The organism is Lactobacillus johnsonii, from assembly GCF_013487865.1.
Taxonomy (GTDB): domain Bacteria; phylum Bacillota; class Bacilli; order Lactobacillales; family Lactobacillaceae; genus Lactobacillus; species Lactobacillus johnsonii_A.
In genome coordinates, this window is record NZ_CP047409.1 from 791,488 (window position 1) to 816,769 (window position 25,282).

The 25,282-nt window shown below is 33.3% G+C and carries 19 protein-coding genes; all 19 read left to right on the plus strand.

The annotated features are described in order from the left end of the window. Positions 1-7: 7 nt before the first annotated feature. The 19 genes from rseP (at position 8) to dnaK (ending at position 25,265) form a co-directional block, all read left to right on the plus strand. Positions 8-1,264 (plus strand): RIP metalloprotease RseP, encoded by a 1,257-nt coding sequence (rseP, locus tag GTO82_RS03780; RefSeq protein WP_011162240.1) that lies wholly within the window; start codon positions 8-10, stop codon positions 1,262-1,264. 16 nt (positions 1,265-1,280) lie between these two features. Then, a complete protein-coding gene (locus GTO82_RS03785) occupies positions 1,281-2,978 on the plus strand; it encodes a proline--tRNA ligase (protein ID WP_014567311.1) in 1,698 nt (565 codons plus the stop codon). A 5-nt stretch (positions 2,979-2,983) separates the two neighbouring features. Beyond that, complete coding sequence (locus GTO82_RS03790; RefSeq protein WP_180873811.1) at positions 2,984-7,282, plus strand: PolC-type DNA polymerase III; 4,299 nt, start codon at positions 2,984-2,986, stop codon at positions 7,280-7,282. Positions 7,283-7,389: 107 nt separating this feature from the next. Continuing rightward, on the plus strand, positions 7,390-7,866 hold the full coding sequence (rimP, locus tag GTO82_RS03795) for a ribosome maturation factor RimP (protein ID WP_004897128.1): 477 nt from the start codon (positions 7,390-7,392) through the stop codon (positions 7,864-7,866). A 19-nt stretch (positions 7,867-7,885) separates the two neighbouring features. After that, on the plus strand, positions 7,886-9,106 hold the full coding sequence (gene nusA / locus GTO82_RS03800) for a transcription termination factor NusA (RefSeq protein WP_004897129.1): 1,221 nt from the start codon (positions 7,886-7,888) through the stop codon (positions 9,104-9,106). Positions 9,107-9,116: 10 nt separating this feature from the next. Further along, complete coding sequence (rnpM, locus tag GTO82_RS03805) at positions 9,117-9,413, plus strand: RNase P modulator RnpM (RefSeq protein WP_003649028.1); 297 nt, start codon at positions 9,117-9,119, stop codon at positions 9,411-9,413. Positions 9,414-9,415: 2 nt separating this feature from the next. Further along, complete coding sequence (locus tag GTO82_RS03810; RefSeq protein ID WP_004897130.1) at positions 9,416-9,727, plus strand: L7Ae/L30e/S12e/Gadd45 family ribosomal protein; 312 nt, start codon at positions 9,416-9,418, stop codon at positions 9,725-9,727. A gap of 4 nt (positions 9,728-9,731) precedes the next feature. After that, on the plus strand, positions 9,732-12,374 hold the full coding sequence (infB, locus tag GTO82_RS03815; RefSeq protein WP_004897131.1) for a translation initiation factor IF-2: 2,643 nt from the start codon (positions 9,732-9,734) through the stop codon (positions 12,372-12,374). A gap of 30 nt (positions 12,375-12,404) precedes the next feature. Next, positions 12,405-12,776: a ribosome-binding factor A gene (locus GTO82_RS03820; protein ID WP_004895256.1), complete on the plus strand. Its 372-nt coding sequence runs from the start codon at positions 12,405-12,407 to the stop codon at positions 12,774-12,776. A gap of 45 nt (positions 12,777-12,821) precedes the next feature. Beyond that, positions 12,822-13,715, plus strand: a complete 894-nt coding sequence (truB, locus tag GTO82_RS03825; protein WP_180873813.1) for a tRNA pseudouridine(55) synthase TruB — start codon at positions 12,822-12,824, stop codon at positions 13,713-13,715. Between the two features lie 12 nt (positions 13,716-13,727). After that, positions 13,728-14,666 carry a riboflavin biosynthesis protein RibF gene (gene ribF, locus GTO82_RS03830; RefSeq protein WP_180873815.1) on the plus strand — a complete coding sequence of 313 codons (939 nt, stop codon included), beginning with the start codon at positions 13,728-13,730 and terminating at the stop codon, positions 14,664-14,666. Positions 14,667-14,923: 257 nt separating this feature from the next. After that, positions 14,924-16,435: a ribosomal protection-like ABC-F family protein gene (gene abc-f, locus GTO82_RS03835; RefSeq protein ID WP_180873817.1), complete on the plus strand. Its 1,512-nt coding sequence runs from the start codon at positions 14,924-14,926 to the stop codon at positions 16,433-16,435. Between the two features lie 368 nt (positions 16,436-16,803). Beyond that, positions 16,804-17,661 carry a helix-turn-helix domain-containing protein gene (locus GTO82_RS03840; protein ID WP_180873818.1) on the plus strand — a complete coding sequence of 286 codons (858 nt, stop codon included), beginning with the start codon at positions 16,804-16,806 and terminating at the stop codon, positions 17,659-17,661. A gap of 133 nt (positions 17,662-17,794) precedes the next feature. After that, positions 17,795-17,968, plus strand: a complete 174-nt coding sequence (locus GTO82_RS03845) for a hypothetical protein (RefSeq protein ID WP_180873820.1) — start codon at positions 17,795-17,797, stop codon at positions 17,966-17,968. Positions 17,969-18,049: 81 nt separating this feature from the next. Then, complete coding sequence (locus GTO82_RS03850) at positions 18,050-19,825, plus strand: ThiF family adenylyltransferase (protein WP_180873822.1); 1,776 nt, start codon at positions 18,050-18,052, stop codon at positions 19,823-19,825. After that, a complete protein-coding gene (locus GTO82_RS03855) occupies positions 19,819-21,414 on the plus strand; it encodes an ATP-binding cassette domain-containing protein (RefSeq protein ID WP_180873824.1) in 1,596 nt (531 codons plus the stop codon). Before GTO82_RS03850 ends, GTO82_RS03855 begins: the two co-directional genes overlap by 7 nt. Positions 21,415-21,724: 310 nt before the next feature. Further along, positions 21,725-22,783, plus strand: coding sequence for a heat-inducible transcriptional repressor HrcA (gene hrcA, locus GTO82_RS03860; RefSeq protein ID WP_180873826.1), 1,059 nt, complete (start codon positions 21,725-21,727; stop codon positions 22,781-22,783). An 11-nt stretch (positions 22,784-22,794) separates the two neighbouring features. Next, positions 22,795-23,373 (plus strand): nucleotide exchange factor GrpE, encoded by a 579-nt coding sequence (gene grpE / locus GTO82_RS03865; protein WP_180873827.1) that lies wholly within the window; start codon positions 22,795-22,797, stop codon positions 23,371-23,373. A gap of 17 nt (positions 23,374-23,390) precedes the next feature. Next, on the plus strand, positions 23,391-25,265 hold the full coding sequence (gene dnaK, locus GTO82_RS03870; RefSeq protein WP_004897147.1) for a molecular chaperone DnaK: 1,875 nt from the start codon (positions 23,391-23,393) through the stop codon (positions 25,263-25,265). Positions 25,266-25,282: the final 17 nt, after the last annotated feature.

The following is a 25,282-nucleotide window of genomic DNA, read 5'->3' on the forward strand; positions in this document are numbered from 1 at the left end:
CTACTGAATGAAAGGTATTTTAATCTTTCTAGTTGTTTTTGGGATACTTGTTTTTGTTCATGAATTTGGACATTTTATTGTTGCAAAAAAGTGCGGTATTTTAGTTCGTGAATTTTCAATTGGTATGGGGCCAAAATTGTTTCAAAAGATGCGTGCTAAAACCACTTATACTATTAGATGGCTTCCTTTAGGGGGATATGTGCGTTTAGCGGGACCTGATGATGCCGCAAAGATTGATCCTGGTACTACAGTAGTATTGCAGTTAGATGATCAAAATAAAGTTAAACGAATTGATGCATCAGGATCTCAAATGCCAATTGAAGGAATTCCAGTACAAGTCAATGCCGCTGATTTAGTAGATGCATTAACTATTCAAGGATATGAAAATGGTGATGAAGATCAACTAAAAACTTATTCTGTTGATCATGATGCCACGATCATTGAGCAAAATGGAACTGAATTGTTAATTGCACCCCGAGATACACAATTTCAAGAGGCTAGTGTTGGTAAAAAACTAGCTACTAATTTTGCTGGTCCATTCATGAATATTGTCTTAGGATTTGTTGTATTTATTATTTGGTCATTAGCAGCTCCTGGTGCACCGACTACAACAGTAGGTAGCACTATTGCTCATCAACCTGCTCAAGTAGCTGGGATCAAAGCTAATGATGAAATTATCGCGATTAATAATAAAAAAATTAGTAATTTCAATCAAATTGCTGCTGAACTAGCTGAAAGTAAAGGTAAGACTGTTGAAGTAAAGGTAAAAAGAGATAATAAGGTTAAAAATTTCTCCATAAAGCCTAAAGCTAATAAGATAGATGGTCAAAAAGTCTATCAACTTGGTTTTTATGGAAAGCCTGATAATAGTCTTGGTGCAAAAATTAGCCGTGGATGGAATACAAGTATTAGTACAACTGGTTTAATCTTTAATGCCGTAGGTAATTTGTTTAGACATTTTAGTTTGAACAAGCTTTCTGGACCGGTAGGAATTTATTCGCAAACCGTTCAAGTTTCAAACATGGGCTTTACATACTTGCTAGCATTTTTAGCAATGATTTCTATTAATTTGGGAATTGTAAATTTGATTCCAATCCCTGGATTAGATGGTGGAAAATTATTACTTAACCTGATTCAGCTCATTATTCGAAAACCAATTCCTGAAGATAAGGAAGCAATTATAGATGTAATCGGTTTTGTCATTCTCTTACTGTTAATTGTTGCAGTAACTGGAAATGATATTTATCGCTATTTTATTAAGTAAATTTTTGGAGGAATAAATGCGTCAATCAAAATTTTTTATGCCAACGTTAAAAGAGGCACCTTCTGATGCTGTAGCAAAAAGTCACCAATTAATGCTTAGAGGTGGCTATATCCGTCAAGTAACTGCCGGGGTTTATGCATACTTACCTTTGGGTTACCGCGTCCTACGCAAGGCGGAAAATATTATTGAAGAAGAAATGGATAATATTAATGTACCTGAAATGATCATGCCTCATCTCTTGCCTGCAACCCTTTGGCAAGAATCTGGTCGTTATAAAAAATATGGCGCAGAAATGTTTAAGCTTCAAGACCGACATGGACGTGAAAGTTTGCTTGGACCAACACATGAGGAAACCTTCACCGAAATTGTTGCTAAGAACTTAAAGAGTTACAAGCAAATGCCACTTGCTCTATATCAAATTCAAACTAAATTCCGTGATGAAAATCGTCCACGTTTCGGTTTGCTCCGTGGTAGAGAATTTGTCATGTTAGATGGCTACAGCTTTGCAGCAACTCGTGAACAATTAGATGAACAATTCGATGATCAAAAATCCGCATATTTAAAGATCTTTAATCGTGCTGGTGTTACTGTTCACCCTGTTATTGCAGATTCAGGTACAATGGGTGGAAAGAACTCAACTGAATTTCAAGCTCCTGCTGCAATTGGTGAAGATACAATTGCTACTAATGAAAAAGGCACTTACGCTGCTAACCTTGAAATGGCTAAAAGTATTGATACTTTTAAACAAGAACCAGAAGAAGCAAAAGACTTAGCTAAAGTAGCCACTCCAGGAATGGATACAATTGAAAAGTTAGCTGATTTTCTTAAAGTTCCTTCAACTAGAATTGTTAAGAGTATCTTATACATTGCAGATGACCAAAAGGTCTTAGTTCTCATCCGTGGTGATAAGGAAATTAACGAAGTTAAATTAGGTCATATCTTAGATGCAGATGAAGTTAGAACTGCAAATGCTGATGAATTAGTAGAAATTACTGGTTCAGAAAAGGGCGGCGTTGGACCAATCAATGCTGACTGGGCTGATAAAATTATTGCGGATGAAACAGTCAAAGATTTGTACAATGTAGTTGTAGGTGCAAATGAAACCGACTATCAATATCAAAATGCTAATTTAGATCGCGACTTTAAAGTTGACGAATTTGCGGATATTCGTACGGCAAACGAAGGAGAACCAGATCCAGTTGATCATTTACCATTGAAATTTACTACTAGTATTGAAGTTGGTCATATCTTTAAATTAGGTACTTACTATACTGATACTATGGGTGCTGATTTCTTAGATAATAATGGTAAAGCTAAGCCAGTAATCATGGGCTCCTATGGAATTGGGGTAACCAGAATGCTGTCAGCTGCAGTTGAACAACACTTAACTGAAAATGGAATCGCATGGCCAAAAGAAATTGCTCCATTTGCCATTCATTTAATTCAAATGAAAATGAAGGATGAAACTCAAACTGAATTAGCTGAAAAACTTGAAAAAGAACTTTCAGCCAAGTATGATGTTTTATACGATGATAGAAATGAACGACCAGGTGTTAAATTTAATGATGCTGACTTAGTCGGAGCACCATTAAGAATTACAATCGGTCGAAAAGCAAAAGATGGTATTGTAGAAGTAAAGCGTCCAATGGATGAAAAGGCTACTGAAGTTAATATTTCTGATTTGGATGCTGTGATTACAAAAGAGTTAGGATAATTTTTGTGACAAAAAAGAACGAACTTTTCAAAAAACTATTAGATCAAATCAAGTTTCCTGATAAGTTTGAAGATAACGATATTGTCCAAAATGGTGAAATTGAAAACGTGGATGTATACGCTAATGAAAGAAAGTGGAAAATCCACGTTTTTTTTGATACACCATTAGATTTTGAAACTTATCGCTCTCTTAATGAACTTATTCATGAGACTTTTGAACCATTTGTGAATGTTGAATTATTAGTTCAAACACGCGATGGAAGTAGTAAGAAACTACCGGCCTACTGGACTTATGCCATTCAGAATTCAACTAACCTAAAACCAGCTGTTCGGGAATTTTTACAAGGACAAGCTCCTCATTTAGAAAAAGAAAAATGGCTAATTCCAACTCAAAACCAAGTAGTAAATGGCTTGCTTTCAGAACAAGTTTTAGCAGAACTAAATAAAGAATTCAGACGTTATGGTTTCTTCAATATTAAGTTTACAACGAAAGTTGATGAAACTAATATTGATGAAAATTTAAGAAGTCTAGAACAAGAGCAGGCTCAGCATGAGTCTGCTATGCAAGAATTCTATGAAAAACAACCGGCAGAACCTAAGAAAAAAATGCCTGTTAAGAGCACAAGAATGGGCAACAAAAAGGTCGATAAAAAAGCTAAATTTATTCAAATTAAAGACTTGGAAGATGGCAGTGGAAACGTAGCTATTGAAGGCCATATTTTTAATACTGATATTCATGAATTAAAATCTGGAAGTGTAATTTTTACTGGTGAGATTACTGACTATACAGATTCAATTAGCTTTAAAAAATTTGTTTCTGACAAAGATCAAATTGATTATCTAAAGGGAATTAAACCTGGCGTTTGGGCTAGAATGCAAGGTTATGCAGCTGATGATCAATATCAACATGACGTTGTTTTTAATATTCGAAACTTAGAATTAATTGAACATAAGGGTCGAGAAGAAAAGTATGAAGGAGAGAAAAAGCGTGTAGAGTTGCACCTTCATACAAATATGAGTCAATTGGACGCAACTAGTACGGCGAGTGACTTTATCAAAACTGCGAAAAAATTTGGTCAAAAGGCAATTGCAATTACGGATCATGCAGATGTGCAATCTTTCCCAGAAGCTTATCATACTGGTGCAAGCGAAAAAATGAAGATTTTATATGGCTATGAGGCCAATATGATTGATGATCATGCTTTGCTTGTCCTTAATCCTACTGAAATGGATTATCGAGATCGTGAATATGTGATTTTCGACGTTGAAACAACAGGACTATCTTCTGTTTACGACACCATTATTGAAATCGGTGCGGTAAAAATGAAAAATGGAGAAGTACTGGAAAGATTCGATGAGTTTATCAATCCCCACCATCCCTTAAGTGATACAACGATTAACTTAACATCAATTACTGATGAAATGGTTGGTGCAGCTAATGATGAAAAAGATGTAATTAAGAAATTTAAAGAATTTTATGGTGATCGTCCTCTCTGTGGACATAATGTTCAATTTGATGTTGGGTTTGTAAATGCGGCTTTACGCCGTGCAGGTCTAGAAGAAATTACGCAACCTGTTGTTGACACGCTTGAAGTTTCAAGACTTTTGCATCCTGAACAAACTCGCCACACCCTTGATTCTTTAGCTAAGAAATACAATGTTGTTCTTGAACATCATCACCGCGCTAATCAAGATGCCGAAGCTACAGGATACTTAATGTTTAAATTGCTAGATGCTTTTAATGAACGTTTTCATGAAGCAGATTTAGGCAAAATGAATGACTATGCTAAATATGGTCAAGTTTATAAGCGAGCTAAGCCAAGTCATATGAGTGTTCTTGCTTTAAATCAAGAAGGACTAAAAAATATGTACAAGCTTGTATCGCTTGCAAGTACTAAATATTTCTATCGTATTCCACGTACCCCAAAGTCGGAATTAAGAAAATATCATAAAGGTTTATTATTTGGTAGTGGGTGCTGGCAAGGCGATGTATTCATTTCAATGATGCAAAAAGGATATGATGAAGCTCGTGAAAAAGCACGTTTTTATGATTATCTTGAAGTCCAACCGCCAGCATCTTATCAAACCTTAATTGAAGATGATCTAATTAAAGATGAAGACGAGCTGCATGAAATTATTCAAAATATTTATAAATTAGGTAAAGAATTAAATAAACCAGTCGTAGCTACCAGTGACTCGCACTATGTTGAACCGCATGAAGCAATTTATCGTAAAATTTTATTAGCGGCTCAAAAGGGAAATCCTAATCGCAATAAGAATTTACCGGATTTACATTTTTATTCAACGCAGGAAATGCTTGATGCATTTAGCTTTTTGGGTGAAGATGTAGCTAAAGAAATTGTAATTGATAATACCAATAAATTAGCTGATCAAATTGAGGAAATCGCTCCGATTAAAAGTGGACTATATCCACCTCATATTGAAAATGCGGATCAAGAAATGAAGGATTTAACCTATAATAAAGCCTACGAATTATACGGAAAACCTTTACCAAAGATTGTAGAAGATAGAATTGAACTTGAATTGAATTCTATTATTTCAAACGGATATGCAGTTATTTACTTAATTTCTCAAAGGCTTGTTGCCAAATCAAATAAAGACGGATATTTAGTAGGGTCACGTGGGTCAGTTGGTTCTAGTTTAGTAGCGACGATGTCTGGAATTACGGAAGTAAATCCTTTGGCTCCGCACTATCGTTGTCCGAATTGCAAGTATTCAAAATTCTTTGAGAATGGAGAATATGGGTCAGGATATGATTTACCTGACAAAGAGTGTCCAAAATGTGGAACTCCATTAGTTAAAGATGGGCAAGATATTCCGTTTGCTACTTTCTTAGGATTCCATGGAGACAAGGTGCCGGATATCGATTTAAACTTCTCTGGAGACTATCAACCAGTAGCTCATAACTACATTCGAGTTATGTTTGGTCCAGACAATTCATTTAGAGCGGGGACGATTGCGACTGTTGCTGATAAGACTGCTTATGGGTATGTTAAGCATTATGAAGATGAAAATGAACTACATTTAAGAAATGCTGAGCTTGATCGTCTAGCAGCCGGTGCTTCTGGAGTAAAAAGAACAACTGGACAACACCCAGCAGGTATTGTTGTAGTGCCCGATGATATGGATATTTATGACTTTACTCCAGTCCAGTATCCAGCAGATGATTTAAGTGCAGCTTGGCTTACAACTCACTTTGATTTCCATTCTATCCATGATAATATTTTGAAATTTGATATTCTGGGTCACGATGATCCTACCATGATCAGAATGCTACAGGATCTATCCGGAGTTGATCCATTAACTATTCCTCCTGATGATCCGGGAGTAATGTCTCTCTTCTCAAGTCCTGAAATTTTAGGTGTTACTCCTGAACAAATCCAATCAAAAACGGGAACACTTGGTGTACCAGAATTCGGTACAAAGTTTGTTAGAGGGATGCTTGAAGAAACAAAACCAACTACTTTCTCAGAATTATTGCAAATTTCTGGCTTATCGCACGGTACTGATGTATGGTTAGGAAATGCAGAAGACTTAATTAATAATGGGACTTGTAAGTTGAAGAATGTGATTGGTTGTCGTGATAACATCATGATGGACTTGATTCACTGGGGTGTAAAACCAGAAGTTGCTTTCTTTACAATGGAATCTGTACGACATGGTAGAGGAATTAGCGATGAAAATATGGAAATCTTGAAAAAGAACGATAAGATTCCTGATTGGTACATTCCCTCATGTCTTAAGATTAAGTATATGTTCCCTAAAGCCCATGCTACAGCCTATATCCTGATGGCACTGAGAATTGCTTGGTTTAAAGTATATTATCCAGTAATTTATTATGCTTCTTACTTCTCTGTTCGTGCTGACTTGTTTGATTTGGTAGCAATGAGTCACGGCAAGAATACAGTTAAAGCTGCAATGAAAGAAATTCAGGATAAGGGAATGGATGTTTCTGCAAAAGACAAGTCATTACTTACTGTACTTGAAATTGCAAATGAATGTTTAGAGCGTGGAATAAAGATTAAGATGGTAGATGTAAACGAATCTGAAGCCACAGACTTTAAGATTATTGATGACCATACAATTTTAGCACCATTTAATGCTGTTCCTGGGTTAGGTGACAATGCTGCAAAGCAAATTGTAGCTGCACGTGCGGAACAGAAATTTCTTTCAAAAGAAGATCTTGCCACTCGCGGCAAAGTATCACAAACAATTATGGAGTATTTTGAAAATAATGGTGTTCTTGAGGGAATGCCTGATCAGAATCAATTGTCACTATTTTAGCGGGATAATTTACAAATTGCAGTAAATATGCTATTCTAAAAACGAAGTTCGAATAGCAAATTCGAGTGAGCAGTAATGCTCACTCTTTTTATTACGGAGGAAGAGATTTGACAAAAGTTACCGAATTGGTGGCAGACGTAGTTACGCCTTTAGCCGAAGCAAGAGGCGATGAACTGGTCGATGTTGAATATGTAAAGGAAAAGAAGCAATATTATCTTCGCATTTATGTTGATCGTCGCCCAGGCGGAATTGATATTGAAGAGATCGCAAATTTAAGTGAATTGGTATCAGAAAAACTAGATGAATTAGATCCTGATCCTTTTCCTGAACCGTATATTTTAGAGCTTTCATCTCCTGGTTTAGAGCGTCCAATCAAGAATGAAAAAGATTGGGAACGTGCCAAGGGATCCTACATTCATGTTAGTCTTTATCAAAAAATTGATGGTGAAAAGACTTTTGAAGGTACTTTAAAAGATCTCAATCAAGATCAGATCGTCTTAGAAGTAAAGATCAAAACACGACGCAAAGACATCACAATCCCTAGAAAGGTGATTGCTTCTAGTCGCTTTGCAGTTGAATTTTAGAAAGGATGATCAAAAACTTATGTCTAAAGAAATGGTGGAAGCCTTTGCAACCTTAGAAAAAGAAAAAGGCATTAAACAAGAAGTTATTGTTGATGCGATTAAGGCTGCTTTAGTAGCTGCATATAAGAAAAATTATAACCAAGCTCAAAATGTAGAAGTTGTTTTTGATGAAAAGAAAGGCAACTTCAAAGTTAATGCAATTAAGACTGTAGTTGATGAAGTTCAAGATAGTCGTCTCGAAGTAAGTTTGAAAGATGCTCTTGAAATTAACCGTGCTTACGAAGTTGGTGACGAAATTCGTTTTGAAGTAACTCCTAAAGACTTCGGACGTTTAGCTGCTCAAACTGCTAAGCAAGTTATTATGCAACGTTTACGCGAAGCTGAAAGAGAACATATTATTAGCGAGTACTCTCAATATAAAGATGAAATTGTTACTGGTACAGTTGAAAGACGTGACAATCGCTTCGTTTATGTGAAGATTGGAAATGTAGAGGCTGTAATGCCGCATAATGATCAACTACCAGGTGAAACTTACAATCCTCAAGATAAAGTTCGTGTCTTGGTGACTAGAGTAGGATCTGATTCAAAGGGAGCACAAATTACAGTTTCTAGAACAGCACCTGATTTAGTAAAACGTCTTTTTGAACAAGAAGTACCAGAAGTTTACGATGGAACTGTTGAGATTGTATCCATTGCTCGTGAAGCAGGCGATAGAACCAAGATTGCAGTTAAGAGTAATGATTCTGATATTGATCCAGTCGGTACCTTAGTAGGACCAAAGGGAGCTCGTGTTCAAAACATCGTTAATGAATTGGGTGGAGAAAATATTGATGTTGTAAAATATGAAGATAATCCATCTGATTTTATTGCCAATGCTTTGAATCCAGCAGAAGTAATTGCAGTTCAATTTAGCGGGGATGAAGATGATAAGAATGCTTTGGTAATTGTACCTGATTACCAATTGTCATTGGCCATTGGTAAACGTGGTCAAAATGTACGCCTTGCTGCTCGCTTAACTGGCTATAAGATTGACATTAAACCTGAATCACAAGTTGAATTTGTTGATTCTGAAGGTGATGATGTTGAAGCAGATCAAGAGACTACAAATGATAATGTCTCAAATGAAGAAACACCAGAATCTATTGCTGAACAAATTGAAGACGATCCAAGCGATAAGTTTCCAAATGGAGAAGACGTTAATTCAGCATTAAATGATGATGCAGATAAAGATGAGGAATAGGTGACTTTCTTTGAAGAAAAGAAAAATTCCAATGCGTAAAGACTTGTTAACAAATACTATGCAACCAAAAAAAGAATTGGTGCGAGTAGTTGTTGATAAGGATAAAAATATTTCGGTTGATCCGACTGGAAAGAAATCAGGTAGAGGTGCATATGTATCTTTAGAACCTGATAAAATTGCTGAAGCACAAAAAAATCAAGTTTTGGAAAAAAGCTTAGGGGTTAAAGTTTCAGCTGATTTTTATGATGATCTTTATGCATATGTTGATCATCAAAAAGCAAGAAAAGAATTGTTTGGTGATAAGTAATTTTGCAAAACAAACAAAAAACTTTAAATTTACTTGGATTAGCGCAAAAAGCTGGAAAGTTAGCAACGGGATTTGATGCAGTAAAAATATCTTTAAGCAAAAATCAAGCAAAATTGATTTTTATTGGGAATGATGTAAGTCAAAATACTAAAGATAAACTGAATTTCCTTATAAGAAAAAAAGATGTCAAACTAGTAGATACTTTTTCTAGTGCTGAAATAACACAGGCCCTTGGAAAAGAAAGAAAATTAGTTTCTGTTACGGATTCCGGTTTCAGCAAAGCAATGATAAAGAATTTAAACGAAGGAGTGTGATTTGATGGCTAAAAAACGTATTTATGAAGTAGCGAAAGAATTAGACATTGAAAACAAAATTGTTGTAAAAAAGGCACAAGATTTGGGTTTTGATGTAAAGAGCCACATGTCCTCCCTAGATGATAAGCAAGTTTCTAAGTTAGTAGATAGTTTGAAGTCTACTAATACTACGCCATCTACTGAAAAGGATTCTAAAAATTCAAGTCGTAAAGAAAAAGCTAAAATAAAGGTTTCTGTGGGTGCAATTCGTCGTCGTGATAATAAAAATGAACATGATAATCGTCACGGAAATAACAAGCACAGAAATAATAATTTTAAAAAACAACAAAATAATCGACGTGAGAATGAAGATAAAAAGACAACTTCTGCTAAACCAGCAGCACGTGATTTATTAAATAAATTTAAGAAAAAACAAAGAGCCGAAGCTAGTGAATTAAACGCTCAGACTGAGGCTTCCCGCCGTAAATGGCATCAAGAACAAAATCCTCAAAGATCAAAGGTTAAAAAAGTGGAAAATACTCGTAAGCCAAAAGAAGAAAAACTCGAAGGAGCTGCAGCTGTAAAAGCTCGTGTTCAAGCTTCACAAAAACCAGTTGGTCCAAAGATTATTAAACCATCGCCGGCTAGAAATAAGGCTAAGAGACCTACTGTAAAAAAGGTAGAGCCTATCGCTCCAGTTGTACCTGCTCCTCAAAAAGAAGAAACAAAGCCAACTCGTAAGAAAGACTTTACTCGTAAGAAACGTGAAGTGCCAGATTATGAACGTGAAAGAAGCGAACATTCAGATAAGGCACGTCGTCGTAGAAATAAAAAGAATAAACGTATCAACCAAAGTAAAGAAGTCAAGAAGCAACCAACTCAAAGAAAGGAACGTCCATTGCCAGAAACATTAGTTTATGAAGAAGGCATGAATGCTCAAGATTTAGGAAAACTTCTTCATAGAGAGCCTGCAGAAATTGTTAAGAAGCTATTTATGTTAGGTGTTATGACTAACCAAAACCAATCTTTAGATAAGGATACTATTGAGCTTTTAGCAGCTGAATATGGTATTGAAGCTGAAGAAAAAGTGCATGAAGATATCTCTGATATTGATACTTTATACACTAAGGAAATGGAAGAATCTAAAGCTTCTAAGCATCAAGAAAAACGTCCACCAGTTGTAACAATTATGGGTCACGTTGACCACGGTAAGACTACTTTACTTGATAGATTGCGTCACACTAACGTGTCTGAACACGAAGCCGGTGGTATTACTCAGAGAATCGGTGCTTATCAAGTAAGAATCGATGATCGTTTAATTACTTTCTTAGATACTCCAGGACATGCCGCTTTCTCAAATATGCGTGCCCGTGGTGCTGAAATCACCGATATCGTTATCTTAGTAGTTGCAGCTGATGATGGTGTAATGCCACAAACAATTGAAGCTATTGACCATGCTAAGAGTGCTGGGGTTCCGATTATTGTTGCTGTGAACAAGATTGATAAGCCAGGCGCAAATCCTGATCATGTTATGGAACAACTTATGAAATATGGTTTAGTTCCTGAAGATTGGGGTGGCGATACAATCTTTGTTAAGATCTCTGCTAAGACTGGTAAAAATGTTGAAGAGCTCTTGCAAATGATTTTACTTCAAGCTGATGTCATGGAACTTAAGGCTGATCCAGATCAAAAAGCAATTGGTACTGTAATTGAAGCTCGTCTTGATAAGGGCCGTGGTTCAGTAGCAGATATTTTAGTTCAACAAGGTACATTAAAGGTTGGAGATCCAATTGTTGTTGGTGATACATTTGGCCGTGTGCGTGTTATGACTAATGATAAGGGACGTAGAGTGAAGAAGGCTACCCCATCTACTCCTGTAGAAATTACCGGTTTAAATGATGTTCCAGAAGCAGCTGATAAATTGGTTGTCTTTGATGATGAAAAGACTGCTAGAAGCGTTGGTGAACAACGTGCTAAGAATGCCTTAGAAAAACAACGTGAAAATGTCCAACATGTTACTTTAGACAACTTGTTTGATACAATGAAGAAAGAGAACATGAAGGAAGTTGACATTGTTCTTAAGGCTGACGTTCAAGGTTCAGCAGAAGCATTGCAACAATCTCTTGAAAAGATCGAAGTTGAAGGTGTAAGAGTTAACATTATTCACTCTGGTGTTGGTGCCATTAATGAATCTGATGTTACTTTAGCTGGTGCTTCAAACGCATTTATTGTTGGTTTCAATGTTCGACCAACTAATACTGCTAAGAGTCAAGCAGATTCTGAAGGTGTAGATATTCGTCTATATAACATTATTTACAAGGTTATGGATGACGTAGAAGCTGCAATGAAGGGTATGCTTGAACCTACATACGAAGAAAAAGTTACTGGTAACTTAACTGTTCGTGAAACTTGGAAGGTATCTAAGATTGGTACAATTGCTGGTGCCTTTGTTGATAACGGATATGTTACTAGAGATTCAGGTATTCGTGTAATTCGTGATGGTATTGTTAAATATGATGGAAAAGTTGCATCTCTAAAACGTTTCAAGGATGACGTTAAGGAAGTTAAGCAAGGATTTGATTGTGGTATCACAATTGAAAACTTTAATGACATTAAAGTTGACGATCAACTTGAAGCCTACGAGATGCAAGAGGTACCTGTTAAATAGGCATCTTTTTTCACAAAAAGGAGCTTAATTATGAAACATAGAATTGGTCGTGTAGAAGGCGAAATTTTACGTGAATTGACAAAGATATTACGTAAAGATATTCGTGATCCACGTTTAAATGATGTCACTATCACAGCTGTAGAATGTACAAATGATTTATCATATGCGACTGTTTACTACAGTATGTTGACAGATGATCCAGCAAAGGAAAAAGAAGTAGCTGAAGGACTTGATAAAGCAAAAGGTATGATGCGTCACTTGCTTGGTCAAACTTTAACTGTTTACAAGGTTCCTGAGTTGATTTTTAAACGTGATACTTCTGTTGCTTATGGTTCTAAGATTGATAAGTTAATTAATCAAGTCAAGAAGCAAGATCAAGAACGCGAGAATAAAAATAAATAAATGAAAGAGACGCCGAAAGGCGTCTTTTATTTTGGAGATTAAATAATGCTAAATGGAATTGTAGTAGTAAATAAGCCACGCGGAGTAACCAGTAGTGACTGTGTTTATAAATTACGAAAAATTTTACAAATTAGAAAAATTGGACATGCAGGTACGCTGGATCCAGAAGTAAATGGGGTATTACCGATTGCAATTGGCCAAGCCACAAAGCTAATTGAATTGATGCATGAAAAACCAAAGTCATATATTGGAAGTGGAATGTTTGGAAGAGCAACTGATAGCTATGATTTAGATGGAACAACCACTGCAGAAGAAAAGATAGTTACTCCATTTACAAGTGATGAAATTATTAGTGGAATGAAAAAACTTACTGGAAAGATTGATCAAGTTCCTCCAATATATTCTGCGGTCCGTGTTAATGGTAAAAGACTTTATGAATATGCTCGAGAAAATATCCCAGTAGAACGTCCGAAAAGAAAAGTAAACATTTATAGTTATGAATTAACTCAAGATCCAGAATATGATCCACTAGAAAAAACTGAAAGTTTTAATTTTGCTATTCGCTGTTCTAAAGGAACCTATGTACGATCCCTAGTAAATGATTTGGGAGAGGAATTGGGAGTTCCAACTGTAATGACCAGTCTTACTAGAACTAGCAGTTCAGGTTTTGATTTAAGTCAAGCGGTAGATCTAGAAACTATTGAAAAAGAAATAGATTATCCTGAAAGATGGCTTCAACCAATTGATAGCTTTTTCGTAGATTTACCCCAACTTCAAATATCACCAGATCAATTTAAAAGAGTTTCAAATGGAGCAAGCATTAAATTGAATACCACTTATGCCAAGGTAGCTTTGGTTTATAATGGACATATAAAAGCTATTTATCAACGACAAGGTAAAATTTATCGTCCTGAAATGATGCTTTTAAAAAATGAATAGTGAGAGTAAAAAATGAAAGTAATAACCTTAGATTATCCTATTTCTGCACCTATCACGACTAAAAAGGTAATCTTAACACTAGGTTTTTTTGATGGGGTGCATATTGGACATCAAAAACTTATTAAAGATGCTAAGCTAATAGCAGAACAAAAGCACTTACCATTAATGGTAATGACTTTTGATAAACATCCTAAAGAAATTTATAACAACGATCATAAATTTGTCTATTTAGAAACTGAGCAAGAAAAAGAGCATAAAATGGAGAAGCTGGGAGTAGATTACTTAGTAATTATTAAATTTACTAAAGAATTTAGCCAGCTTTCGCCTCAAGATTTTGTTGATCAGGTGGTAATGAAACTCAAAGCTGATACAGTAGTCGTTGGTTTTGATTATACTTATGGCCCCAAAGATATTGCTAATGTAGAAAATCTACCTAAATTTGCTAAAGATAGATTTAAAATTGTAGTGGAGCCAAAACAAGCAATAGATAAAATAAAAGTGGGATCTACTTATATTAGAAAAGCTATTCAGCATGGAAATGTTGAACTAGCAGCTGAGTTACTTGGCCAGCCTTATGAAACTTCTGGCATTATTGTTCACGGCTTCAGACGTGGACATAAAATTGGCTTTCCAACTGCTAATCTTGAAATTTCTGGCTCTAAAGTTTTACCAGCTGAGGGAGTTTATGCAACTAGAGCAAAGGTAAATGGAAAATGGCATGATGCTATGACTAGCGTTGGCTATAATGAAACTTTCAAAACAAATCATGGTTTGACAATTGAAACTAATATTTTTGATTTTGATGAAGAAGCCTATGGTAAGCCACTAACTTTAGCCTGGTACAAGTTTATCCGTAAAAATAAAAAGTTTTCTGGTATAGAAGAACTTTCACATCAATTAGATCAGGATAAGCGTGATATTAAACAATATTTTTATAAATTGAAAAACTAATTTTAGGGTTACTTTTATATAATCTATGTGATAGAATATTTCTATCAATTGAAATTTAATATTTGAAAGAAGGTTACGCCGTTGCGTTTTTAATCTTGCAAAATAGCATAGTTGAATTTTAATAATTATTTTCTTTTATAAGGACAACTGTGCACTTTTGACAAGATTGAACGTAGATGGGGATCTTCTTTTTTTGCTTAACTAGGAGAAAGTCTACACTTGTCAAAAGTGTAGGCTTTTTTCGTGAGGTGATTAATATGAGTAATATTAATATTTCAAATCTTTCTTTTAGATATCAAGATAGCTCAGATAATATATTTAATAATTTAAATTTAGACTTGGATAGTAGTTGGAAATTAGGTTTAGTAGGAAGAAACGGAAGGGGAAAGACAACCTTCTTAAATCTTTTACGAGGTAATTTAAGGGGAACAGGAAAGATACAAGCTAAACTTGAATTTAACTATTTTCCGCTTACTGTTAAAAATAAGGAACAATTAACTTTATATGCGCTGCAAGAACAAGTTTCATTTGAACAGTGGGAGCTTGAACGTGAATTAAATTTAATGAAAGTTGATCCTGAACTTATTTGGCAGCCTTTTAATTCTTTAAGTGGTGGAGAACAGACTAAGGTTTTGTTGGCACTATCCTTCATTAATAAAAATAGTTTTCCTTTAATTGATGAGCCCACTAATCATTTAGATGAAGACTCCAGAATGCAGGTTATAGCTTATTTACAACAACATTCTAATGGCTACATTGTGGTGAGTCACGATCGTGCTTTCTTAAATCAAGTAACAAACCATATCTTAGCAATTGAAAATACCGAGATTCATTTGTATCAGGGAAATTTTGCCAGTTATGAAGATACAAAGACAAAGCGAGATAAGTTTAATCAAGATAAGAATGAAAAACTTCAAGGTCAAATTAGAAGTTTGAACGAAAGTAGAAAGCGAGTAAAAGGATATTCTCTTCAATCAGAAAACAATAAAAAAGCAAGTGCTCATAAAAATGAAATCCATGCATTCATTAATAAAGGTTTCTTTAGTCATAAAGCGGCTAAAATAATGAAAAGATCGAAGAATCTTGAAAGAAGAATGGATAAGAATATTCAAGATAAAAAAGGCTTAATGATAAATGTTGAGTCTATTTCTGAATTAGAAATGAACTTTCATCCCAACTATCATGGAACTCTATTAGAAGCGCAGCATTTAGATCTTACAGTCCAAAATAAGAAATTGTTTGAAGATTTAAATTTAACTATTAAAAATCATGGGATTGTAGCTCTAGAAGGAAAAAATGGATCTGGAAAGTCTACATTTTTGAAAAATATTTTAAAACCAGATAAAAATGTGATTTCTCAAGGAAAGCTTGATATTGTTAATGGCTTAAAGATATCATATTTACCACAAAATTTTATTGAATATTCTGGTACTTTATCTCAGTTTGCAGAAAAAGAAAAAATATCTTATGAAAATCTATTAAATATTCTTAGAAAAATGGGTTTTCCGAGAGAAAGCTTTGCCACAAAAATTGAAGAAATGAGTATGGGACAGCAAAAAAGAGTGGCGATTGCCAAATCATTGGTAGAAGAAGCAGATATATATTTATGGGATGAGCCAGCTAATTATTTAGATGTGTTTAACCAGGATCAGTTAATTAACATGTTAAGAAAAGTACAGCCAGCGATGTTAGTAACTGAGCATGATAAATACTTTATTGATCAGGTTGCTGACAAGCGGATAAGATTAAATTCTTCAAAGAAGTGGTAATGAGGAAAATAATAAAAATAACGCGGTACAATATTTTAGCTTCATGATACTATGCTTATACAGGAATTTTTTAGAATAAGAAAGGGATGGTAAAAAGTTCAGAAATCAAGATTGTTTTAGGCAATCTTACAATGATAAAAGTAGACGCATTTGTAAATTTAGCTAATAAAACCATCTAGATATCAAAGTAGATAATGTGAGTTATACTAGAGCAATGTTGAAACTTTTAGTAGATGTATTTGGTTATTAAAATTTCAAAAGCTTGGTTAAAAGATAGTTCTGACCATGAAATTACGATTATAATGAATGAATGGAGAGGGTCCTGAAGAACTAGCTCTAGTTCAGTTAATATTGGAGATTATTATAAAATGAAAATTGGAGAAGTACTAAAAGAATATAGACTAAGTCAAAATAAAAATCAAAAAAATTTTATTAATGACATTGTTAGTCAACCCTATTATTCTAAAGTGGAACAGGGAATTCATAGAATAACAGCAGAAGATTTGATAAAGATATTAAATTATAATGGAATCGAATTGGAAGAATTTTTTAGAAAATTCAACTATCAAGATGGATTTATCCATTTTCCAAAAAAAGATTTTAGTAGAATGATGAGAGAAGCATACTATGAGAATGATCAAGAGAAGATAGGTGAGATTAAAAAGCTAATAGAAGAGAGTAATTTATCTAAAAAAGATAAAAATGACACTTTTCTCATAATTGAAGCCAGTTTGGAAACTATGAGCAAACCTAATGATCAGGTTAATGAAGAACTCAAACGAAAAATGCAAAAAAGGCTGTTTGAGATTGAAGATTTTAATGAAACTAATGTGGGAATTTTTTGTGATTTTATTGAATTGTACAATTTTGATACCGGTAAAATTATAGGAAATAAAATTTTGAATCAATATCAAAATACGAATAGTATAAAGATGCAAATAGCATTGTTGACAATAGTTGCTAACTTAATGATTTTGGCAATAAAAGAAAACAGAGAAGAAGAAATAAATATTTTTTTGAAAAAAACAGAAAAAATAAAAATGGTTCCTGAACTTACATTTTATAAATTAGTAATTCTTTTTTTGAAAAATTTAATCTATTATAGAAATACTTTTCAAATAAAATATCTCAAAGAATGTTTGAGACTCAAAAGAATGATAAGTGAAATTGGTATGGATAGCTATGCAGAAGAATTAAATAATTTTTTGAAAGAAAATATAAAATAAAAATTCGTATTAGAATATATTATTCTGATACGAATTTTTTTATCTGAACTGATTTATCTCTTATATACTCTTATCAGAGCTTAGGAAATAGCTCTTAGTTAATTACAATACTTTTTACTGAAAGGTGAAATAAATGGAAAATTTTGAAGTTAAATTAGTAGTGCCTGAATCTCAATATGAAGAGAACGATGTGAATATTAGTGGAATTTACAAGAACGATGTGAATATTAGCGGAATTTACAAAAACGATGTGAATATTAGCGGAATTTACAAAAATGATGTAAATATTAGCGGAATTATTAAGTAAAATTATAGTTTCATAGACTTAATTGAGAATTGAACCAATAATGAGGCTTCAATTCTTTTTTTATAGGTAGGAGTAATATATATGAAATACGGAACCAATACTGGTCTAATAATATTAAAAAATAACGAAGGTATCATTATCAATTCAACGAATAATCATTTTAAAAGAATTGTCAAAACTTCAGATGATGAATTAGTATGGAATTTGTTAAAGTTTTTAAAAAATCCCAAAAATAAAGAAGAGATAAAAAACTTTATTGGAAAAAATTCAAAACAAACAAATAAATTAATTGAAACTTTGCTTCAAAATAATCTTATAGTTAAAGATCCAATAAGTAGTTCCAATAAATTCTTTAGATTGGAAAGACTTATAAATACATTTCCTAATACTAATTTTAAGCAATACATAAAAAAAGCAAAAAACACTCCAATTATGACTTTAGGATTGGGTACAGCTGGTAGTTATACATTAGAATTTCTTTCAAAATTAGGCTTTGATAATTTTATATTAATTGATGGGGATGTAGTAGAAGAAAAAAACATTATTGCACAGAATTATTTATATAAAGATATAAATTTAAAAAAAGTAAATGTATTAAAAAGAAGATACTCCCAATTAAATATTACTATTATCGATCGAAAAATAAATAATTATACTGAAATTGAACAATTACTAGAAAAATATCATCCCAAATATCTACTCAGTAACGCTGATGATGGAAAATTAGTAATTGAAATATTGAGTAATATTTTTAAAAAACATAAGGATATAAAAATTTTAGAGACGGGTTATAATGTTGCCGAAACACAGTTTGAATTAATAGATATAAATAATTATGAATTTTATGTAGAAAAATTCAAAGAAATGCAAGAATATTTTCTTAAAGACCCAGCTAATATTTTAGTAGATAATACAGGCACTATTTTTCATGCATATGCTTCTGCATTTTTCTCTTCAAAATATATTTTTGATGATATATCTCAGATCGGAAATGTAGACTGGGGAAGATTTAATTTTAGGGAGAATAAATATTATTTGGATAATAGATTTTATTGGGGAGATTTTCAAAAATATATTTTTAGATATCGTGAAGATAGTGAAGGAAAAGAAGTAGAATCCCCTAATGTTTTCTTTAATAAATTTGATGAAAATATTAATCTATTTTTGGCTTCTCCTGTTGACTTTCGTAGTTTTGAACTATTGAAGAGTATAAGCTTGAAGAATCCGTCTGCTCAAGACAAATGTACTATTGAAGATGTAAAAAAATTACTTATTGAGTATGGTTCAAAAAAACTTAACCAAAAAATTATTCCCACTCATACCATAATAAACAATAATATTTTATTTATTTCCAATATAACCGGAAGAACTATTAAAAACTATTCTGAGAAAGTAAATCCACTAGAGAATCGAATCTATATTAGTAGTATGGAAGAAAATATTATTGTGAACTATATTCATGAAACTTTTCATACATTACTTTTTAATATTACAGATAATACCTATTTTCATGAAGAATTTGTAATGAAAAATATGATTGGTTTCTGTCAATTTTTAAAAGACAAAGAAAATAAATATTGGCAGTATATTACTTATATTCAAGGCTATTATCTAGATGATTTTATTATAGTTAACTATGAGAAATCGTTATTTTTAAACGATCATGATTTTTGGGAGCAACGCATGGATATTTCAGAAACTAAGCTCAATAGTAATGAAGAAATAATAAAATATATTCATGAGAAAACAAATCATAAACCTCCATTTTATTTCTTAAAGTATACTCAAGCCGTTGAAAAAAATTATAGTGAAATAAGTAACTTTATTAAAAATATCCAGGAGATGATTCAATGTTAATTTATAAAAATATTCCTCATTGGAAATTTTTTCTATTAAATATTTTCGGTTTTATATATAGTACTGAAAATATTGTGATGGCTTACATAGTCGGATCTTTAACTGATATGGCAAGTACCAAACGCTATAGTAATATGCCTAAATTCTTTTTACAAATTATTGTTATTTTAACTTTGTTGCTTGTGTCTAATCTGTTGTTTAATTATTTAAAGGCTAATGCAATAGGGGAAACTAATAAAAAACTAAGAAAAGAAATATTAAGGGGGATGCTTTATAATGAAGAAGAAAATAGTGATAATTTAGGTTTTTTAACTAATGATTTTAAATTATTAGAAACTAATCAATATGAAGCAGAAATTTCTATTTTATTAAATATTTATACATTAATATTAGCGTTTAGTTATGCTTTTGTTTTGAATTGGACATTAACTCTAGTGTTTTTTATTGGAGCTTTATTACCGACCGTTATATCCAATCGTTTTCAGAGCAACATAAAAAACGCAACCAATGAATGGTCAAAAGCTAATAGCATATACGTTAATCATACAAAACATATTCTTCAAGGAACCGAACTATTTAATTTATATAATCAGGTAGATAAAGCTGTTGATGTAAATGGAAATAAAGTTAACGCATTAGAAAATAGATTATTAAAATTAAACTTGTTAAAAAATAATGCAGACGCTTGGATTAATATAATTGCCATGGGAGGAACTTTTATTTTACCTCTATCTGTTGGTATTATTATGGTAATAAGAGGAGAAACAACGCTAGGTGCTTTATTTGCAATTGTTCAATTAACTAACTCATTTGTAAACCCTATTCTTCAAATATTGACGCAAAGAAATAATTTAGCTACAACACAGAAAATTGTAAAAAGAATTAATGAATTATTGCATAAAAAGGATGCAATTCAAACTGCATGCACAGAATTTAAAGAACTAATTATTGATAATTTAACTTTAGAAAGAGAGAAGAAAAAATTAGCCAACCATATTAATATTACTTTGAAGAAGGGGGAAAAAGCAGTAATAATTGGACCATCTGGATCCGGCAAATCAACGCTATTTCAGTTTTTATTGTATGGTAAACATGGATCAGCACAGCTGATAAAAATAAACTTAGAAGGTCAAAAAAAAGGTACGTTTAAGGATATATTTGGCTATGTTAGTCAAAAAACAGTTCTTTTTCCCGAAAGTTTGCTTTTCAATTTAACATTAGGAGCTAAAATTCCAAAAGAGAGAGTTCTAAAAGTATGTGAAAAGTTGGAATTAAGGGATCTCATAAAAGAAAAAGGGCTTGGATATAAATTAGAAAATAATGCCAATGAGTTATCAGGAGGACAGATTGCGCGAATTGGCTTGGCACGTGCAATTTTGATAGATAGACCAGTATTATTACTCGATGAAATTGATGCTTCATTAGATAAAGTAACAGCAAAAAGTATAAAAAATTGGCTTATGGAATCTAATCTAACATTTATTGAGATAAGTCATCACTATTCAAAAGAGGATCTTAATAAGTACGATCATGTAATAAACATGGCTTATTATAAAACACACCCCTACCAGACAATTTCATTAAGTTAAGACAATAACAATTTAAGGTTAGATACTTATCAATAATTTTACGCTGATAGGTGTCTTTTTAGAAGGACTTATCAATCTTTCTTAATTATCACTAAAAACATCAAAAAGAACCAAATCAAAATAATTTAATTTTCAAAAATTTAATTTATCAATTCTTTAACTTAATGGTATTGAGCACATAAGTATTTAATTTTATAACTATAAATCTCCAAAATAAAATTAGCACTCTGCTTGAACAATTGCTAAATTATGGTATTATATAAATTGTTAGCACAGAAGAAAGAAGAGTGCTAATAATGGGGGCGAGAAAATGTTGACTGAACGGCAAGAACTTATTTTAAAGACTATTATTATGGACTTTACTCAGACACATGAGCCAGTAGGTTCTAAGACCGTGATGAATCAACTGCCTGTCAAGGTCTCAAGTGCAACGGTTCGAAATGAAATGGCGGTTTTGGAAGAGAAAGGCCTACTTGAAAAGACACACTCTTCAAGTGGCCGAATTCCTTCAACTGCTGGTTATCGATACTACTTAGATCATTTAATTAATCCAGTAAAAATACCAGCATCTGTCTATAATCGAATTATTTACCAATTAGACCAACCCTTTCAGCAAGTTAATGAAATCGTGCAGGAAGCTGCAAAGATTTTATCTGATTTGACTAACTACACGGCTTTTGCAGCAGGACCTGAAACACATTCTGTAAAAGTTACAGGTTTTAGAATTGTTCCTCTATCTAGTCATCAAGTGATGGCCATTTTAGTTACTGATGATGGTAATGTAAAGAATCAAATTTATACTTTGCCTCATCATACTAATGGGGAAGAAATTGAAAAAGCTGTTCGATTGATTAATGATCAATTAGTTGGAAAATCGCTTAGTTCGATTAATGAAGTGTTACTCAAGCGAATTGCTGATCATCTTATTGCTCGAGGATCTGCACCGGAAATATTAGATCTCTTACAAGATGTCATTAAAGATGCGGCCAGTGAGCAAATGTATGTTGATGGTCAAATTAATCTTTTGAGTAATTATGAAAATGATGATTTAACCAAGATAAAATCACTTTATAAGTTAATTGATCAAAATGACGCACTTTCAAGTTTAATTGGTTTTAATCCTGAAGATGAACTGAAAAATGATTCTAGTTCTAAAGTTCAGGTTAAATTAGGTTCAGAATTACCATCCGATTTACTTGAAAATTATAGCTTATTAACTGCACAATATAGTGTTGGTAAATATGGTAAAGGAACAATTGCACTACTAGGACCAACAAACATGCCATACTCGCAGATGATCGGATTACTCGAGTATTTTAGGAATGAACTAGCAAAGAAATTGTTAGATTATTATGGTAGATTTAAGTAAGGAGGTTAGCTGTGAGTAAAGAAGAGTTTCCGCATGAAAAAGATTTAAAGGACGAGGTGACCCCAGATAAGTCACCAAAAAAAGATCCAAAAGCAGCTCCGAAAGAGGAAGTTAAGGAAAATCCAGTAGAGAATTATGAAAAAGAAATTGCTGAATTAACTGCTAGAAATAAGGATCTTGAAGATAAATACTTACGTAGTGAAGCTGAGATTCAAAATATGCAAGCGCGCTATGCAAAAGAACGTGCTCAGTTAATAAAATATGAGTCTCAAAGCCTAGCTAAAGAAGTTTTGCCAGCAATGGATAACTTGGAGCGAGCATTAGCTGTTAAAGCCGATGATGAAGCTGCTAAGCAACTCCAAAAGGGCGTTCAGATGACTCTTGATTCATTAGTTAAATCGATGAAAGATCAAGGAATTACTGAAATTAAAGCCGAGGGTGAAACTTTTGATCCTTCTCTTCATCAAGCTGTTCAAACTGTAGCAGCAGAAAATGATGAACAAAAAGATCGCGTAGTTAAAGTTTTACAAAAAGGATATCAATATAAAGATAGAACATTAAGACCAGCAATGGTTGTAGTGGCTCAATAAGAAAGGAAGTTCCATATATGTCAAAAGTTATTGGTATTGACTTAGGTACGACTAACTCTGCTGTTGCCGTACTTGAAGGTAAAGAACCTAAAATTATTACTAACCCAGAAGGTAACCGTACAACTCCTTCTGTAGTTGCTTTTAAAAATGGTGAAATTCAAGTTGGAGAAGTAGCTAAGCGTCAAGCAATCACTAACCCTAACACTATTGTTTCAATCAAGAGTCATATGGGTGAAGAAGGCTACAAAGTTAAAGTTGGCGATAAGGAATACACTCCACAAGAAATTTCAGCTTTCATTTTGCAATACATTAAGAAGTTCTCTGAAGACTATTTGGGTGAAAAGGTAACTGACGCAGTTATTACTGTTCCTGCTTATTTCAATGACGCACAACGTCAAGCTACTAAAGATGCTGGTAAAATTGCTGGCTTAAATGTTCAAAGAATTATCAATGAACCAACTGCTTCAGCTTTAGCATATGGTCTTGATAAAGATGAAAATGATGAAAAAGTATTAGTATACGACCTTGGTGGTGGTACTTTCGATGTTTCTATCTTGCAATTAGGTGATGGAGTCTTCCAAGTATTATCAACTAATGGTGATACTCACCTTGGTGGTGACGACTTTGACCAAAGAATTATGGATTGGTTAATCCAAAACTTTAAGGAAGAAAATGGTGTTGACTTATCTAACGATAAGATGGCACTACAACGTTTAAAGGATGCTGCAGAAAAGGCTAAGAAAGACTTATCTGGTGTTTCCTCAACTCACATTTCACTTCCATTCATTTCTGCTGGAGAAGCTGGTCCACTTCACCTTGAAGCTGATTTGACTCGTGCTAAGTTTGATGAATTAACTGATGATTTAGTTCAAAAGACTAAGGTAGCATTTGACAATGCTTTAAGTGATGCAGGTTTGACTGTAAATGATATTGACAAAGTTATTTTAAACGGTGGTTCAACTCGTATTCCTGCAGTTCAAAAGGCTGTTAAGGATTGGGCTGGAAAAGAACCAGATCACTCAATTAACCCTGATGAAGCTGTTGCTTTAGGTGCAGCAATTCAAGGTGGTGTTATCTCAGGTGATGTTAAGGACATTGTTTTACTTGATGTTACTCCATTATCACTTGGTATTGAAACTATGGGTGGTGTCTTCACTAAGTTAATTGACAGAAACACTACTATTCCAACTTCAAAGAGCCAAATCTTTTCAACTGCAGCTGATAACCAACCAGCAGTAGATGTTCATGTTTTACAAGGTGAACGTCCAATGGCCGCTGATGACAAGACTTTGGGACGCTTTGAATTAACTGATATTCCACCAGCACCACGTGGTGTTCCACAAATTCAAGTTACTTTTGATATCGATAAGAACGGTATTGTAAATGTATCTGCTAAGGATATGGGTACTGGTAAGGAACAAAAGATTACCATTAAGAGTTCTTCTGGTTTATCAGATGAAGAAATCAAGAAGATGCAAAAGGATGCTGAAGAGCATGCTGAAGAAGATAAAAAGCGTAAAGAAGAAGTTGATTTACGTAACGAAGTAGATCAATTAATCTTTACTACTGAAAAGACTTTAAAGGAAACTGAGGGTAAAGTTCCTGAAACTGAAACTAAGAATGTTCAAGATGCTTTAGATGCTTTGAAGAAGGCTCAAAAAGACAACAACTTGGATGAAATGAAAGAAAAGAAAGAAGCTTTATCAAAGGCTGCTCAAGATTTAGCTGTTAAGCTTTACCAACAAAATGGTGGTGCTCAAGGTGCAGCTGGTCAAGCTGGCCCTCAAGGCCCACAAAATGGTGGTCAACCAAACAATGATAATGGCTCAGACAACGGTCAAGGTGGTTCAACTGTTGATGGAGACTTTCATAAGGTAGACCCTGATAAGTAAAAAGTTTTATAATTAAA

What these genes read in the sequence shown, in the direction of transcription:
- rseP (WP_011162240.1), top strand. Translation starts at nt 8, where the DNA reads ATGAAAGGTATTTTAATCTTTCTAGTTGTTTTTGGGATACTTGTTTTT.
- GTO82_RS03785 (WP_014567311.1), top strand. Translation starts at nt 1,281, where the DNA reads ATGCGTCAATCAAAATTTTTTATGCCAACGTTAAAAGAGGCACCTTCT.
- nusA (WP_004897129.1), top strand. Translation starts at nt 7,886, where the DNA reads ATGTCTAAAGAAATGGTGGAAGCCTTTGCAACCTTAGAAAAAGAAAAA.
- infB (WP_004897131.1), top strand. Translation starts at nt 9,732, where the DNA reads ATGGCTAAAAAACGTATTTATGAAGTAGCGAAAGAATTAGACATTGAA.
- GTO82_RS03820 (WP_004895256.1), top strand. Translation starts at nt 12,405, where the DNA reads ATGAAACATAGAATTGGTCGTGTAGAAGGCGAAATTTTACGTGAATTG.
- truB (WP_180873813.1), top strand. Translation starts at nt 12,822, where the DNA reads ATGCTAAATGGAATTGTAGTAGTAAATAAGCCACGCGGAGTAACCAGT.
- ribF (WP_180873815.1), top strand. Translation starts at nt 13,728, where the DNA reads ATGAAAGTAATAACCTTAGATTATCCTATTTCTGCACCTATCACGACT.
- abc-f (WP_180873817.1), top strand. Translation starts at nt 14,924, where the DNA reads ATGAGTAATATTAATATTTCAAATCTTTCTTTTAGATATCAAGATAGC.
- GTO82_RS03840 (WP_180873818.1), top strand. Translation starts at nt 16,804, where the DNA reads ATGAAAATTGGAGAAGTACTAAAAGAATATAGACTAAGTCAAAATAAA.
- GTO82_RS03845 (WP_180873820.1), top strand. Translation starts at nt 17,795, where the DNA reads ATGGAAAATTTTGAAGTTAAATTAGTAGTGCCTGAATCTCAATATGAA.
- GTO82_RS03850 (WP_180873822.1), top strand. Translation starts at nt 18,050, where the DNA reads ATGAAATACGGAACCAATACTGGTCTAATAATATTAAAAAATAACGAA.
- GTO82_RS03855 (WP_180873824.1), top strand. Translation starts at nt 19,819, where the DNA reads ATGTTAATTTATAAAAATATTCCTCATTGGAAATTTTTTCTATTAAAT.
- hrcA (WP_180873826.1), top strand. Translation starts at nt 21,725, where the DNA reads ATGTTGACTGAACGGCAAGAACTTATTTTAAAGACTATTATTATGGAC.
- dnaK (WP_004897147.1), top strand. Translation starts at nt 23,391, where the DNA reads ATGTCAAAAGTTATTGGTATTGACTTAGGTACGACTAACTCTGCTGTT.